The following is a 14,127-nucleotide window of genomic DNA, read 5'->3' on the forward strand; positions in this document are numbered from 1 at the left end:
CTCCATCGTATCCAAGGTGAGCCGGATCACGCATACATTGCAATGACAGCACCGTAACAAGCCAGGAGCAATAAATGTCCCAGACACTTTTGGAATCGACCGCTTTGGAATCGACAGGCCGCCTGCACGTCAGCGACGACGTCCCGGCATTGCTGGTCCGCATCGACGAAATCAGCCCGCTGCTGATGTCGCAGGCGGATGAGAACGAGGAACTCGGGCGCCTCACGGACACGGCTGTCCAGGCCCTCCACGACTCCGGCGTCTTCCGCCTTGGCATCCCCCGTGAGCTCGGCGGCTATGAGGCATCCCCCCGCCAGGTCATCGAGGTCATCGAGAAGCTCTCCTACGCCGACGCTTCCACCGGCTGGGCCGTGATGGCCCTGCAGATGATCACCGGCACCACCGCCGCCTACCAGGGCAAGGACGCCACGGATGAGCTGTTCGCCAACGGCGGCTACCACCTGATGGCCGGCCAGGGCACCCGGATGGGCCAGGCAAAGAAGGTCGACGGCGGATACCTCCTGACCGGGTCATGGAGCTTCGCCTCCGGCCTGCCGCACGCCAGTCACATCCACACGGCCGCCATCGTGATGGAGACCGGCCAGCCCCTGGTCTTCACGCTGCCCAAGGAACAGGCCACCATCGTGGACAACTGGGACGTCATGGGCCTCAAGGCCTCCGGCAGTATCGACTACAGCTGCGAAGACCTGTTCGTGCCCGAGTCCTACACCTACGACGTCACCACCAAGGAGAGCGTCTATGGCGGCGCCCTCTACCGGATGGGGCTGGCCAACATGTCCGGCATCAACCACGCCGGCTGGGCGCTCGGCGTCGGGCGCCGGATGCTCGATGAGCTGAAGACGCTCGCCCAGAAGAAATCCGGGGCCCCGGGCGCCAGCGTCGACACCGACCAGTTCGCCGCCGAATACGCCAAGGCAGAAGCCACCCTCCGCTCGGCCCGGGCCTTCGTGTTCGAGGTCTGGAGGGACAACGAGGCCACGCTGGACAGCGGCGGACTGCTCTCCGCCGAACAGGAAACGCTGACCCGCCTCGCGCTGAACAACGCCACCTGGTCCGCCCACGACGTCTGCATGACTGTCTATAAATGGGCGGCGACGGCGGCCCTCCGGCACGGCGACCTGCAGCGCTTCTTCCGCGACATGCACGCAGGCACGCAGCACATGACGTCCGGCCCGGTCGTACTCCAGGCCTGCGGCCGGATGCTCTCGGGCCTCGCCAGGAACGCCGAATGGGTCTTCTTCTCCCTCGCCGAAGAAGCGCCGGCTGAAAAGGCATCGGCCACGGAGGCCGGGAAATGAGCGCCGCAAACGCAGCTGTTTCCATCCCGTCCCCCGCCAGAGTCGCCAGCGTCGGCTCCGGGGATATGCTCTCCGCCGACGACTTCAAGGCCGCCTTCCGCAACCACCCGGCCGGCGTCGCCGTGATCACCGCGGATGCCGGGGACGGCCCCGTCGGGCTGACCGCCACGTCCGTCATCTCCGTCTCGGCCAGCCCGGCGCTGCTGGTCTTTTCCCTCTCCGCCTTCTCCTCCACCGCCCCGGCACTGGCACGGGCCGAAACCCTTGTGGTCCACCTGCTGGGCGCAGAGCAGATGGGACTGGCCAAGACGTTCTCCACGAGCGGGATCGACCGCTTCGCGGATACGTCCAGCTGGTCCCGGCTGGTGACCGGCGAGCCGGTCCTGCACGACGCCCCGACCTGGCTGCGCGGCCGGATCGTGGACCGGATGCAGGCCGGCGACTCCACGGTGGTGGCCGTCCAGGTCTTGCAGGCATCGGTGGCGGAGCCGGCATCCGAGGCCGAATCCAGCCCTCTGGTCTACCACAACCGTGCCTGGCACCGGCTCAGCGGGCTGTCCGCGATCAGCTGACCGGCCGCCGCCGTACGTTCTGTTCAAAACCATTACTCAGCACACCGCCGACATCTCAAAGAGGAGAAACCAATGGCACTTGACGAAGCCACTACCGCGTTCCTGACCGGCATGGCCCAGGCCGCCGGACCGGATGCCAAACCCCTGTGGGAACTGTCCGCCGCGGAAGCCCGGATCGCCGGCAGCGGACTGAAGGACCTCTACGGCGCCGGCCCCGAGGTGCACAACATCGAAGACCACACCCTGGCCGGCTACGACGGCGGGCAGTTCCACGTCCGGGTCCTCGCCCCCAATGCGAAGCCGAACGCCGTGCTCGTCTACCTGCACGGCGGCGGCTGGGTCCTGGAAGACATCGAAGGCTACGACACCCTCGGCCGCCAGCTGGCCATAAAGTCCGGTGCCGCCGTCGTCCTGGTCAACTACCGCAAGGCCCCCGAGCACCCGTTCCCGACGCCGGTCGAGGACTCCTGGACGGCCCTGCAGTGGGCTGCCGACAATGCCGAACGGATCGCCGGGGCCCGCGTGCCGCTCTTTGTCGCCGGTGACAGCGCGGGCGGAAACCTCGCCGCCGTCACGGCCATCCGCGCCCGGGACAACGGCGGTCCGGAGCTCGCCGGCCAGGTGCTGCTCTACCCGGCGACGGACTCGGACTTCACCCGCACTTCCTATCTCGCACCGGAAAACCAATCCTTCCTCACCACAGAGTTCATGCACTGGTTCTGGAACCACTACGTCCCGGAGCCTGCCGCACGCACCAATCCCGAGGCGTCGCCGCTCCGGGCGGAGTCGCTCGCGGACCTTCCGCCCGCCCTGGTGATCACGGCCGAGCACGACGTGCTCCGCGACGAAGGCGAGGCCTATGCCGCGCGCCTCGAAGCGTCCGGCGTCGACGTCGAACACCACCGCTGGCCGGGGCAGATGCACGCGTTCTTCTCCATGGTCAACGTCCTGCCGGCCAGCGCCGAGGCCATGGACCTCGTCGCCGACGCCATCCGGACCCGCGCCGGCTCCGCCGCCAGCACTGCGCGCTGACCATGTTCGCCAGCATCAGGATCAAGACGCGTTCAGCGGCCGGGAACGCCATCCCGGGCTGCACCGCTTCAATCAGTGCAGCCCCGCACCGCACGGCGTCCAACAGTACGCCGCCGCACCGCACGCCGCCGGACAGCACGCCGTCGGACAGCACGCCGTCGGACACTACAGGGCCCGTGACCTGGCCGTCCCGGCCGGAGGCCGTCTCCTGGCCGTCCCGGCCTGAGGCGATCTCCGCCTCCCCCTGGGAGGGCCTCTACGACGGCAGCGGCACGGACTCGGTCACGCAAACTCGGTGAGCGGGAGGTGTTCGTCTGGGCGCGCCGCCGGCGTGCTCGGGCGAACGCTTGGATTCCTGCCCCGGCAAGGTCGTGCGTCCGGCGCATCGGATAAGCTCAAGGGGTGCGTGTGATCCAGACCATACTTTTCGTAGGAGCTTTGGCCCTGGCCGACGCCGCCCGGTGCGTCGCGCTTGGATACCTCCGCGAGGTGCCCGATGTGGTCCCGGCAGAGTAGCCAGGCCTCCTGATGCCCGAGTTGAGGCCCGCGCCCATCACCGACAGGGCCGTACGCCGCCCGCACGGCCTGACGCGCTTCGCCACCTCAGGCATCCCGGACGAACGACGGATCCCGCTGTGGGAGCAGCACAATGCGCGTTCCCTCGTTGGCCTGCGCGCGCAGACACTGGGAGACGCGCCATTTCAGGGCGTTGAACTGAACCTGAACCTGCCGACGCTGCATCTTGCCAGGGTCCGCGGTACCCCGCATGTGGTCGAGCGCGACCACCGGCAAATCGCCGAGCACCCCGCCGAGGGCGTGGTGGCCTATTTCATTCTGCGTGGTACCGGCCACTTCAACCACCGCGGCGGCCGGGAAGCCCTCTCCGCCGGCCAAGGCATCCTGTGTGACGTGGACCAGCCGTTCAGCCGCGACCTGTCCGCGGGCGTCGACGAATTGGCCGTCAAGTTCCCGCGGACCACCCTCAAAGAATTGACCGGGACCTCGAACCTGGCCGGACCCCGGGTGTTCTCCTTCCGCGGGACGGCGCCCGATGCCACGCATGCAGGAGCCCTGGCGCAGACTGTTGGCGGAGCTATGTCGGGAGATCTGCTCGAATGGGATGCCCTGGAACAGCGTGTCGTGGACCTGCTGGGACACATGCTGGGCAACGCCGGGTCACCAGCGGGCCATGTGTCTGCTGCCGAGGTCTTCATCGCCTCGCACTTCGCCACCCCCGGCCTGTCCGCCGGGCGGCTCGCCGCCGCCGTCGGCATCTCGGAACGCCAGCTCTCGCGGCTTTTTGCCGATTCCGGGCGCAGCGTGCCGCAGGCGATCCTCGAAGCACGGCTGCAGGCCGCCCGCGAGTTCATGGCATCGCCGGATCATGCGTCGACCCCGCTGTCGGAGGTCGCGGCCCGGCACGGCTTCGCCTCCCAGGAATACTTCACCCGCAGCTACCGCGCGCACTTCAGCACCACCCCGCTGCGCGACCGCAAGGAGCTCCTCGCCGCAGCCGGTTTTTGACTATTTCCGCCGTGATCGGCATTACCCCGCATGGTGTCCTGCAACACAGGCATGCTGGTTCCAGACATCCGGCACCGGCGCCGGGCAGCAGGAGATGGAGAAGTCACCATGGTGGTATTCAATGACGGGGTCGCCGAGACGGCGCTCCCGGACGCAAGCATCGTCCACACGGACGTCCTGATCGTCGGGTCCGGCCCGGCCGGTTCCTCGGCCGCACTGTTCCTTTCCAGCCTGGGTATCCCGAACATCATGATCACCAAGTACCGCTGGACGGCCAACACGCCCCGGGCCCACATCACCAACCAACGCACCATGGAGATCTTCCGCGACCTGGGGATCGAGGACCAGGTCCTGGCCGACGCCACCCCGCACGGGATGATCGGCGATACCGTGTTCTGCACGTCCATCGCCGGCGAGGAGATCGGGCGGATCCTTAGCTGGGGAACCCACCCCGCACGCCACGCGGACTACGAGCTGGCGTCCCCGTCCCTGAACTGCGACATTCCGCAGACATACCTCGAGCCGATCCTGGTCAAGAACGCCACCGTGCGTGGCACGCAGACGCAGTTCTCCACCGAGTACCTCTCGCACAGCCAGGACGACGACGGCGTGAGCGTGCGCGTGCTGAACCGGCTCACCGGCCATGAATACACCATCCGGGCCAGGTACCTGATCGGCGCCGACGGCGCCCGGTCCAAGGTCGCCGCGGACATCGGACTGCCGTACGAGGGCCAGATGGACATTGCCGGGTCGATGAACATCACCTTCAAGGCGGACATCGCCGAACTCGTGGGCCACCGGCCTTCGGTGCTGTACTGGGTGGTCCAGCCCGGGTCGAACATCGGCGGCATCGGCGCGGGCCTGGTGCGCATGGTGCGGCCGTGGAACGAGTGGCTGATCGTCTGGGGCTTCGACATCAACGACGAGCCCCCCACGGTGACCGACGAGTCCGCCGCGCAGATCGTGCGGAACCTGGTCGGCGTCCCGGACCTGGACGTGGAGATCACCGGCACGTCCCTGTGGGGCAACAACGAGCAATACGCCACCCGGCTGCAGGCCGGGCGCGTGTTCTGTGCCGGGGACGCCGTTCACAAGCACCCGCCGAGCAACGGGCTCGGCTCCAACACCTCCATCCAGGATTCCTACAACCTGGCCTGGAAGATCGCCGCGGTCCTCAAGGGCCAGGCCGGCGGGGAGCTGCTGGAAACCTACACCGCAGAGCGGGCCCCAGTGGCGAGGCAGATCGTGACCCGGGCGAACAAGTCCGGCCGGGAATTCGGCCAGCTCTTCGAGGCGCTCGGGATCGACAAGGCCCGGACCGCCGAGGAGATGCACGCCCTGATCGAGTCGCGCAAGGACAACACCGCCGAAGGCGCCGCCAAGCGGCAGGCCATCCAGGCGGCCATGGAGATCAAGAACTACGAGTTCAACGCCCACGGCGTGGAACTCGGCCAGCACTACGACTCCTCCGCCGTCGTCGGCGACGGGACCAGCAAGCCCGGGCCTGTCCGGGATCCGGAACTCTATTACGAAGCATCGACACATCCCGGCGGCCGGCTCCCGCATGCCTGGGTGGGCGACAGCAGCCGCAAACTCTCCACCCACGACCTCGCCCCCTACGGGCAGTTCACCGTCATTACGGGTCCCACGGGCGCGGACTGGGCCCCGGCCGCGCAGAAGGTCAGCGACCGGCTCGGCGTCGCCGTCGGTTCCGTGGTGATCGGCCCGGGACAGGAGGTCACCGACCTGTACTTCGACTGGGCGAAACTGCGTGGCGTGGCGGAAGATGGTGCCGTGCTGGTCCGTCCGGACAAGCACGTCGGCTGGCGCGCCGACCGCTTGCCGCACGATCCGGAAGGCGCCCTCTACGGGGCCGTCGCCGCAATCCTGAACCGGGAGAACTGACTATGAGCCTTTCCTTTGAGCATGTGACCCTGGGCCAGCGTGTCCTGTTCGGCACCGGCGCGGCCGCTGCGAACCTCGCCGCAGAGGTCGCCCGCCTGGGCGCGGGCAGGGTGATGGTGATCGCCTCGGAGTTCGAGACGCCGATGGCCCGCACGGTCGCTGCGGAGATCGAGGTGGCGCTCTGGCACCACGACGTCGTGATGCACGTCCCGATCGAGACGGCAGAGAAGGCCCGCGCCGCGGCCGCCGGGCACGGCATCGACCTGCTGGTGTGTGTGGGCGGAGGTTCGACGACGGGCCTCGCCAAGGCGATCGCGATGACCTCCCGGCTGCCGATCATCGCCGTGCCCACCACCTACGCCGGATCAGAAGCCACCAATGTGTGGGGCCTGACCGAGGCGGCACGGAAAACCACCGGCGTGGACGACGCCGTCCTGCCCGCCACGGTGATCTACGACGCGGCCCTGACCCTGTCCCTGCCGGTGGACATGTCCGTCGCCTCCGGCCTGAACGGCATGGCGCACTGCATCGACTCGATGTGGGGCCCCCGCGCGGACCCGATCAACGCCGCCCTGGGCGCCGAAGGAATCCGCGCCCTCAGCTCCGGCCTGCCGCTCATCGCCGCCGACCCGTCCGGGACCGAGGGCCGCGAGCAGGCCCTCTACGGCGCCTACCTGTCCGCCGTGGCGTTCGCCTCCGCCGGGTCCGGGCTGCACCACAAGATCTGCCACGTCCTGGGCGGCACCTTCAACCTCCCCCACGCCCAGACCCACGCCACCGTGCTGCCCTACGTCCTGGCCTTCAACGCCCCCGCAGCGCCCGACGCCGCCGCCCGCATCGCCGCAGCGTTCGGCACCGCCGACGCACTGACCGGGCTGCAGGAGCTCCGCAAACGCCTGGACGCACCCAGGGCACTGTCGGACTACGGCTTCACCGCGGACGGGATCGCCGAGGCCGTCGCCGTCGTCCTCCCCGCCGTGCCGGCGTCCAACCCGCGGCCCGTCACCGCGGAGAACCTCACCGCCCTGCTCACCGCGGCCCTGACCGGGGAAGACCCCCGGGTCCTCCTGGACCTCTGACCCTGTTGGATCCCTGACCAGGGCCGGAACAACGCACCTTTCCCACCCCCGAACCACTCCCCCACACGAACAGCAGGAGTACAGCATGTCCGAAACCACCCATGCCGGGAACACCATCAGCCCGGAGCAGGCCGCCGTCGAACAGGAACTCGTGGACACCGTCGTCGCGTCCTTCGACAAGACCCAAGACCCGCGCCTCAAGCAGCTCATGCAGGCCCTGACCCGGCACCTGCACAACTTCGTCCGCGAGGTCCGGCTCACCGAGGACGAGTGGACCACAGGGATTGAATTCCTCACCGCCTCCGGGCACATCACCGACGACAAACGCCAGGAATTCATCCTGCTCTCCGACGTCCTGGGCCTGTCCATGCAGACCATAGCCATCAACAACGAAGCCCATAAAAACGCCACCGAGGCCACCGTCTTCGGCCCGTTCTTCGTCGCCGACGCCCCCGAAATCCCGATCGGCGGCGACATCGCCGGCGGCGCCGCCGGGCAGCCCTGCTGGGTCGAGGGAACCGTCACCGACACCGAGGGCAAACCCGTCCCCGGCGCCCGGATCGAGGTCTGGGAAGCCGATGAAGACGGCTTCTACGACGTCCAGTACACCGATGCGCGCGTGGCCGGACGGGCCCACCTGTTCGCCGACGACCACGGAAAGTACGCGTTCTGGGGACTCACCCCCACCCCGTACCCCATCCCGCATGACGGGCCCGTCGGCAAAATGCTCGAGGCCGTCCGCCGCTCCCCCGTCCGCGCCTCACACCTGCACTTCATGGTCACCGCCGACGGCCTGCGGACCCTCGTGACGCACATCTTCGTGGCAGGCGACCCGCAGATCGAGACCGGGGACTCCGTCTTCGGCGTCAAGGACTCCCTCATCAAGCGCTTCGAACCCCAGGCCGCGGGAACCCCCACCCCCGACGGCCGGGACCTGGGCGACCAGGCCTGGGCCCGGACCCGCTTCGACATCGTCCTCGCCCCCGCCCGGAACTGAGACCCGAAACCATGACCGAACACCCCGCCCTGACCCTGTTCTGCGCCGTCGCCCTCCGGGGCGCGGTGGAACATGCCCTCCTGCCCGCCTTCACCCGCGACACGGGAATCGCCGTTGAGGCCCGCTTCGCCCCGACCAGCGCGCTGGTCCAGGAGATCGACGCCGGTGCCCGTCCCGACGTCGTCCTCGGCATCACCGCCGCCCTCGAGCGCTTCGCCGCCGCCGGAATCCTCGACGCCGGGAGCCTGACACCGCTTGCGCAGGCCGGCATCGGCGTCGCCGTTCCCCCCGGCGCCGCCGTCCCGGACATTTCCACCGTGGAGGCGCTCACCGCGGCGCTGACCGCGGCCCGTTCCGTGGCCTACTCACGGAACGGGCCCAGCGGCATCTACTTCGCGAAGCTGCTCCAGGAACTCGGGATCGCGGGACAGGTTACCGAACAGGCCACCGTTGTCGATACAGGATTCACCGCGTTGGCGCTGCTCGATGGCAGGGCGGACCTGGCCATCCAGCAGATGAGCGAACTCCTGTCCGTTCCGGAAGCCGAAATCGCCGGCCCGCTCCCCGCCGAAATCCAGCACTACACGGCGTTCTCCGCAGGAACCGCACCAGGCACCGGCAGGCACGACGCCGGGGCGCTGGTGGCGTACCTGGCCGGGGAGCCGGCCAAGGCCGCCTATGCCGCCGCCGGGCTCGAGCCTGCCGGCTGAGCGGCTCCGCGCCGGGATCTGAGGACCGGATTTATGGTGCCCCGGTGAGGAAGCCCTGCTCCTTCATCCATTCGAAGGCGACATCCGCCGGCTCCTGGCCGTCGACGTCGACCTTCAAGTTCAGGTTGCGCATCGTCTGATCCGTCAGCAGCGGGGAAATCTGCGCGAAAATCCCTTCAAGCTCGGGGTGGGCGGCCAGGGTCTTGGAATAGAACACAGGCGCCACGTTATAGGCAGGAAAGAACTTCTTGTCATCGGTGAGCACGGTCAGGCCCAACGCGTCGATCCTGCCGTCCGTGGCGAATACCTCGCCGAGGGTGCACTCACCCTTGTCCGTGGCACTGTAGACGGCGCCGACGTCATATAGGCCGATGTTGCGCTCCGGCACGCCGGAATCGGAGCCCCGGTCCAGGCCGTAGTGCTTGAGCATCGGGCCGAAGCCGTCCGGTCTGGAATTGAACTCCGGCTCGACGCAGAACGTCCGCTGGTCAACCGGCAGCTTGGCGATGTCAGACAACGTGCTCAGCCCGTATTTGGCGGCCGTCTCGTTCGTCACGGCGAGGGCATAGGTGTTGTTCAGCGGGGCTTTGGCGCCCCAGGTCAGGCCATTGCCCAGGTCCTCGTCATGGACGGCCTGCCACTGCGCGTCCTGCTCGGGTATGCCGGAGGGGTGGGCCATGAAGGACAGCCACGCCGTGCCGGTGTACTCCCAGATGATGTCTGCTTTCCCGGCGAGCATCAGCGACCTGGTGGGCTGGCTGCCGGGGACGTTCGTCAGGTCCGAGACCTCGAAGCCGGCGGCCTTGGCGGCGAGCACCGCCATCTTGCCCAGGATGAGCCCCTCGGTGTTGTTCCGTCCGGTGACCGTCAGCTTCGCCCCGGCCGCGCCGTCGACCGGCCTGATGCTGCCGGACCCCGCCGCCGGGACGTAGGACGCCGCCGGTGCCAGCCCGCAGCCGGTCAACAGCAGCCCTCCCGCGATGGCAACCGCCACGGCGCCGGTGCGGGCGCGCGGCCGCCGGATTGTGCGCCTGATATTGCGCCTGATCGCGCGCCGGAGCCGGGCCCCAGCTGAACCGCCCTGAAGTTTGTCCAGCATCTAAAGTCCTTTCGGCCGGGCCACGTGTTCAACGACCCGTCCCGCCCAGTCAATAAACAGCGCCAGCACGGCCACCAGGAGCGATCCCACCACCAGGACCGCAGGCAGATTGAGTTGCACGCCCGTGGTGATCAGAATTCCCAGCCCGCCTCCGTTGATAAAGGTTGCCAGGGCGGCGGTCCCCACCAGCAGCACCAGCGCGGTGCGGATCCCGGCGAGCATGATCGGTACAGCCATCGGCAATTCCACCTTGAACAGGACCGCGGCGGCAGTCATTCCCATTCCGCGGCCGGCTTCCACGAGGCGCTGGTCCACGTGCTGGAGCCCCACCATGGTGTTCTTCAGTACCGGCAGGACTCCGTACAGGACGAGTGAAATGACGGCGGCCCAGAAACCGAATCCAAGCCAGAAGGCCAGCAGCACCACAAGCCCGATCGAGGGCGCGGCCTGGCCGATGTTCGCGAGTACCAGCACCGGACCGCTCAGGAAGCGTAACCGCTGGCGGGTCAAGGCAATTCCGAGCGGAATGGCAACCACCAGCACGATCACAGCCGCCAGCAGGGTCAATTGGAGGTGCTCGAGAGTGTGGCCCCACAGCGCAGCCGGGGCCAGGGTCGTCAGCTCGGCGGGCGACAGGTCCGCGGTGAGCAACCATCCGCCCAGGACGAGGACGACGGCGATGATGCCCAGAAGCTGATAGCCCAGCGCCCGCCAGGAGCGCCAGCCTGTGCCGGCGTCGATGACGGTGCCGGCAACTACGGCAGAATCGGCGTCGAGCGCCTCAGTATCCAGCGGTTCCATATCCGGCAGCCCCGCCCCCGCCGCGGTGGCACCGTCCCGCGCGGCACCGGGTCCGCCCGCGGTCTGGGAGCGCTGCCCGGGAAGCCTCATTGGCCGGTCCGCCCTTCGCCCGCGGCCAAGGACCCGGCGGGTCCTGACGCTGCGGGAATGGCACCGGTGTTTGTTCCGACCGGTGCGTCCAGTGAGTCCAGCGCGGCTGCCTCGTGGGCCTTGGTGATGGCCGCCATGATGGTCTGGACGTCAATGACGCCTGCGAAGCTGTCCCGCCGACCGGTCACCAGGGCCGCCCCGGCACTGGAAACGAGCATGGTGTCCAGGGCGTCGTTAAGCGTGGCCCTGCTGCCCACCACGGGCAGCTTCGGGTCCGAGGCGGAGCTGACGGTCTCCATCCGGCTGAGTTGGCGGCGGGACAGCCACTGAAGGGGGCGCTGGCGCGCGTCCACGATGACGGCGTGGCCGTGGCCGGCCGCGGTGATGCGGGCCAGAACCTCCGCTGCGGCTTCGCCGGGGCTGCCGGTGATGGCTTCGGCCAGAGGCACGTCGCCAACCCGTGTCAGGGTCAGCTGCTTGAGGCCCGCGCCGGACCCGATGAAGTTCTCCACGAATTCATTGGCCGGATCCCCGAGGATGCGTTCGGGTGTGTCGTACTGGACCAGCCGGGCGCCCTCGTCAAAGATCGCGATCCAGTCACCGAGCTTCACCGCTTCATCGAAGTCATGCGTCACGCAGACAATCGTTTTCTGCAGTTCGGACTGGATCTGCAGCAGCTCGTCCTGCAGGCGCTGGCGGGTGATCGGATCCACCGCGCCGAACGGTTCGTCCATCAGGAGCACGGGCGGGTCCGCGGCGAGGGCGCGGGCCACTCCGACGCGCTGCTGCTGACCGCCCGAGAGCTCCCTGGGAAAACGGTCCCGGTAGATACCGGGATCCAGCGAGACCAGCTCCAGCAACTCGTCGACGCGGGCCGCGGTGCGTTCCTTGTCCCAGCCGAGCATCCTGGGCACAATGGCGATGTTTGTCGCAACGCTCATATGCGGGAAAAGGCCGCCGGCCTGGATGACGTAGCCTATTTTGCGCCTGAGCTGGTCCCCGTCTTTCCTGGTGACGTCCTCACCGTTGAGGACGATCCGCCCCTCGGTGGGCTCGATCAGCCGGTTGATCATCTTCAGCGTGGTGGTCTTCCCGCAGCCTGACGGGCCCACGAACATCACCATTTTCCCCGCTGGAATTTCCAGGGTCAGGCCGTCCACCGCAGGCCTTGCCTGGCCGGGGTAGCGCTTCGTGACGTTGTCCAGCAGGATGCTGGCCCCGGTAATTCCTTCGGCGTGCAGCGACTTGTCTGTCATGGAAGCGGGAGTGGATGTTGGGGCAGATTCAGACACGGATACCTCGCGGAGTTGTCAGCCGGCCGAGGCCGACGAGAAGAAGATCAAGGATGACGGCAAGAATGACGACGCCGACGACGCCGGTCACAACCGACTCGAACGAGTTGGCCCCGCCCAGCCGGGAAAGGCCGGAGAAGATGAAGCCGCCCAGGCCCGGACCCAGGGCATAAGCTGTGATGGCTGCCACCCCCATCACCATCTGGGCCGACACGCGCACCCCGGCGAGGATGATCGGCCATGCCATCGGGAGTTCCACCCGCAGCAGCGTGTGGAAGCGGCTCATGCCTATCCCCCGGGCGGCCTCGACTACGGCTGGGCTGATGCCGGACAGACCGACGACGGCGTTGCGGAGGATGGGAAGGGTGGCATAGAAAGCCACCACGATCACGGCCGGAACCACACCGAATCCGAACGGCGCGACCAGAAGCCCGATGAGGGCGAAGGACGGAATCGTCAATCCGACCGCGGACACGGAGTTCGCAACAGACACCAACTTCTTGTTCCGGTAGACCAGAACGGCGATCGCCACTGCCAGGACGGTAGCCAGGATCAGACACTGGGCCACGAGGCTGAAATGCTGCCAGCCGGCGAACAGGATCTGGGTGAGCCTGCCGGAAATGAACTCCACCACAAATAAGCTCTCTTTCATCGGTTGCACATCAATTACGGGTGGCCGGCAAGGGACATACGCTGCGCGCCGGCTGTTTGTGGGCGCAATTCCTCTTGGTGCCCCCTGACGCGGCGAATGACAATCCGCCATTTCCGGGCCGCCTGGTGCCGGCCATCGTTACAAATAACGCTACAAATATCGTGGAGAACCATGCGGTCGAGGCAACGTCCCGGCGTGATATCACAGGAGCCCGTCGCCACACTGCAGCGGCGAGGGCCAACGACATTCTACCTCCCAGGGATTGCGGGTGACCACAAAGCATGCCCAGATGGGCATCGTTCAAGCCGTCTCCGGGCGCAGAAAACGGCGTGAAATAGGCCGGGCGAACGGCACTTCGTCCCGGAATCCGGAACCGCCGGCCGCCGTCGGCGTAAGCTCGTGCCATGGCGAGATACTTCGATGTGCACCCGGACAATCCCCAAGCGCGCTCCATCCAGCAGGCGGTGGAAATTGTGCGTTCAGGCGGCCTGATCGCCTATCCCACCGATTCCTGTTACGCCCTCGGTGCGCAGCCGGGCAACAAGGACGCCCTGGACCGGATCCGCACCATCCGTCGCCTTGACGACAAGCACCACTTCACGCTGGTCTGCAAGGACTTCGCGCAGCTGGGGCAGTTCGTGCAGATCGACAATGATGTGTTCCGCAGCATCAAGGCGGTGACCCCTGGCAGCTACACCTTTATCCTGCCGGCCACCAAGGAAGTGCCACGCCGGCTGCTGCACCCGAAGAAGAAGACGGTCGGCGTCCGCATTCCGGACAACCACGTGGTGCAGGCGCTGCTGGCCGAACTGGGCGAACCGCTGCTGTCCAGCACGCTGCTGTTGCCGGACGAGGAAGAGCCGCTCACTCAGGGCTGGGAAATCAAGGAACGGCTTGACCACGTGGTGGACGCCGTGATTGATTCCGGCGACTGCGGAGCGGAGCCGACGACGGTCATCGACTACTCCAGCGGCGTCGCCGAGGTCGTCCGGCGCGGAATGGGCGACCCCTCCCGTTTCGAATAGGGCCCGCTACCGGTTCGGCTGCGCCCTCCT

The 14,127-nt window shown here is 67.6% G+C and carries 13 protein-coding genes; 9 read left to right on the top strand and 4 right to left on the bottom strand.

Annotated features, from left to right (window positions below; all coding sequences use genetic code 11):
- The first annotated feature begins 74 nt into the window (after positions 1 to 74).
- From ACQCSZ_RS09700 to ACQCSZ_RS09735, 8 genes are all read left to right on the top strand, one after another.
- Positions 75 to 1,319 carry an acyl-CoA dehydrogenase family protein gene (locus tag ACQCSZ_RS09700; protein WP_427007787.1) on the top strand — a complete coding sequence of 415 codons (1,245 nt, stop codon included), beginning with the start codon at positions 75 to 77 and terminating at the stop codon, positions 1,317 to 1,319.
- Positions 1,316 to 1,891, top strand: a complete 576-nt coding sequence (locus ACQCSZ_RS09705) for a flavin reductase family protein (RefSeq protein WP_427007788.1) — start codon at positions 1,316 to 1,318, stop codon at positions 1,889 to 1,891. Before ACQCSZ_RS09700 ends, ACQCSZ_RS09705 begins: the two co-directional genes overlap by 4 nt.
- A gap of 72 nt (positions 1,892 to 1,963) precedes the next feature.
- The gene (locus tag ACQCSZ_RS09710) at positions 1,964 to 2,923 is read left to right on the top strand and encodes an alpha/beta hydrolase (protein ID WP_427007789.1); all 960 of its coding nucleotides are present in this window, start codon (positions 1,964 to 1,966) and stop codon (positions 2,921 to 2,923) included.
- A 528-nt stretch (positions 2,924 to 3,451) separates the two neighbouring features.
- Complete coding sequence (locus tag ACQCSZ_RS09715) at positions 3,452 to 4,447, top strand: helix-turn-helix domain-containing protein (RefSeq protein WP_427007790.1); 996 nt, start codon at positions 3,452 to 3,454, stop codon at positions 4,445 to 4,447.
- Positions 4,448 to 4,555: 108 nt separating this feature from the next.
- The gene (locus tag ACQCSZ_RS09720; RefSeq protein WP_427007791.1) at positions 4,556 to 6,352 is read left to right on the top strand and encodes an FAD-dependent oxidoreductase; all 1,797 of its coding nucleotides are present in this window, start codon (positions 4,556 to 4,558) and stop codon (positions 6,350 to 6,352) included.
- A 2-nt stretch (positions 6,353 to 6,354) separates the two neighbouring features.
- The gene (locus ACQCSZ_RS09725) at positions 6,355 to 7,431 is read left to right on the top strand and encodes a maleylacetate reductase (protein WP_427007792.1); all 1,077 of its coding nucleotides are present in this window, start codon (positions 6,355 to 6,357) and stop codon (positions 7,429 to 7,431) included.
- A gap of 85 nt (positions 7,432 to 7,516) precedes the next feature.
- Positions 7,517 to 8,428, top strand: a complete 912-nt coding sequence (locus ACQCSZ_RS09730; protein WP_427007793.1) for a dioxygenase — start codon at positions 7,517 to 7,519, stop codon at positions 8,426 to 8,428.
- A gap of 11 nt (positions 8,429 to 8,439) precedes the next feature.
- Positions 8,440 to 9,138, top strand: a complete 699-nt coding sequence (locus ACQCSZ_RS09735) for a molybdate ABC transporter substrate-binding protein (RefSeq protein WP_427007794.1) — start codon at positions 8,440 to 8,442, stop codon at positions 9,136 to 9,138.
- A gap of 31 nt (positions 9,139 to 9,169) precedes the next feature.
- Here ACQCSZ_RS09735 and ACQCSZ_RS09740 read toward each other — a convergent pair whose 3' ends face one another.
- The 4 genes from ACQCSZ_RS09740 to ACQCSZ_RS09755 are packed head-to-tail and all read right to left on the bottom strand — an operon-like array spanning position 9,170 to position 13,072.
- Positions 9,170 to 10,237 carry a glycine betaine ABC transporter substrate-binding protein gene (locus tag ACQCSZ_RS09740; RefSeq protein WP_427007795.1) on the bottom strand — a complete coding sequence of 356 codons (1,068 nt, stop codon included), beginning with the start codon at positions 10,235 to 10,237 and terminating at the stop codon, positions 9,170 to 9,172.
- Positions 10,238 to 11,128, bottom strand: a complete 891-nt coding sequence (locus tag ACQCSZ_RS09745) for an ABC transporter permease (protein WP_427007796.1) — start codon at positions 11,126 to 11,128, stop codon at positions 10,238 to 10,240. It abuts the gene before it with no gap.
- Entirely contained in the window at positions 11,125 to 12,384 is a 1,260-nt protein-coding gene (locus ACQCSZ_RS09750) for an ATP-binding cassette domain-containing protein (protein ID WP_427007797.1), read from the bottom strand. The genes ACQCSZ_RS09745 and ACQCSZ_RS09750 overlap by 4 nt, the downstream gene beginning before the upstream one ends.
- 28 nt (positions 12,385 to 12,412) lie before the next feature.
- A complete protein-coding gene (locus tag ACQCSZ_RS09755; RefSeq protein ID WP_427007798.1) occupies positions 12,413 to 13,072 on the bottom strand; it encodes an ABC transporter permease in 660 nt (219 codons plus the stop codon).
- 404 nt (positions 13,073 to 13,476) lie between these two features.
- Between ACQCSZ_RS09755 and ACQCSZ_RS09760 the strand changes: the two genes are divergently transcribed.
- Positions 13,477 to 14,097: an L-threonylcarbamoyladenylate synthase gene (locus ACQCSZ_RS09760; RefSeq protein WP_427007799.1), complete on the top strand. Its 621-nt coding sequence runs from the start codon at positions 13,477 to 13,479 to the stop codon at positions 14,095 to 14,097.
- The last annotated feature ends 30 nt before the right edge of the window (positions 14,098 to 14,127 follow it).

The sequence above is a fragment of the Pseudarthrobacter sp. H2 genome, assembly GCF_050157045.1.
Classification (GTDB): Bacteria; Actinomycetota; Actinomycetes; order Actinomycetales; family Micrococcaceae; genus Arthrobacter.

What these genes read in the sequence shown, in the direction of transcription:
- ACQCSZ_RS09700 (WP_427007787.1), top strand. Translation starts at nt 75, where the DNA reads ATGTCCCAGACACTTTTGGAATCGACCGCTTTGGAATCGACAGGCCGC.
- ACQCSZ_RS09705 (WP_427007788.1), top strand. Translation starts at nt 1,316, where the DNA reads ATGAGCGCCGCAAACGCAGCTGTTTCCATCCCGTCCCCCGCCAGAGTC.
- ACQCSZ_RS09710 (WP_427007789.1), top strand. Translation starts at nt 1,964, where the DNA reads ATGGCACTTGACGAAGCCACTACCGCGTTCCTGACCGGCATGGCCCAG.
- ACQCSZ_RS09715 (WP_427007790.1), top strand. Translation starts at nt 3,452, where the DNA reads ATGCCCGAGTTGAGGCCCGCGCCCATCACCGACAGGGCCGTACGCCGC.
- ACQCSZ_RS09720 (WP_427007791.1), top strand. Translation starts at nt 4,556, where the DNA reads ATGGTGGTATTCAATGACGGGGTCGCCGAGACGGCGCTCCCGGACGCA.
- ACQCSZ_RS09725 (WP_427007792.1), top strand. Translation starts at nt 6,355, where the DNA reads ATGAGCCTTTCCTTTGAGCATGTGACCCTGGGCCAGCGTGTCCTGTTC.
- ACQCSZ_RS09730 (WP_427007793.1), top strand. Translation starts at nt 7,517, where the DNA reads ATGTCCGAAACCACCCATGCCGGGAACACCATCAGCCCGGAGCAGGCC.
- ACQCSZ_RS09735 (WP_427007794.1), top strand. Translation starts at nt 8,440, where the DNA reads ATGACCGAACACCCCGCCCTGACCCTGTTCTGCGCCGTCGCCCTCCGG.
- ACQCSZ_RS09740 (WP_427007795.1), bottom strand. Translation starts at nt 10,237, where the DNA reads ATGCTGGACAAACTTCAGGGCGGTTCAGCTGGGGCCCGGCTCCGGCGC.
- ACQCSZ_RS09745 (WP_427007796.1), bottom strand. Translation starts at nt 11,128, where the DNA reads ATGAGGCTTCCCGGGCAGCGCTCCCAGACCGCGGGCGGACCCGGTGCC.
- ACQCSZ_RS09750 (WP_427007797.1), bottom strand. Translation starts at nt 12,384, where the DNA reads ATGACAGACAAGTCGCTGCACGCCGAAGGAATTACCGGGGCCAGCATC.
- ACQCSZ_RS09755 (WP_427007798.1), bottom strand. Translation starts at nt 13,072, where the DNA reads ATGAAAGAGAGCTTATTTGTGGTGGAGTTCATTTCCGGCAGGCTCACC.
- ACQCSZ_RS09760 (WP_427007799.1), top strand. Translation starts at nt 13,477, where the DNA reads ATGGCGAGATACTTCGATGTGCACCCGGACAATCCCCAAGCGCGCTCC.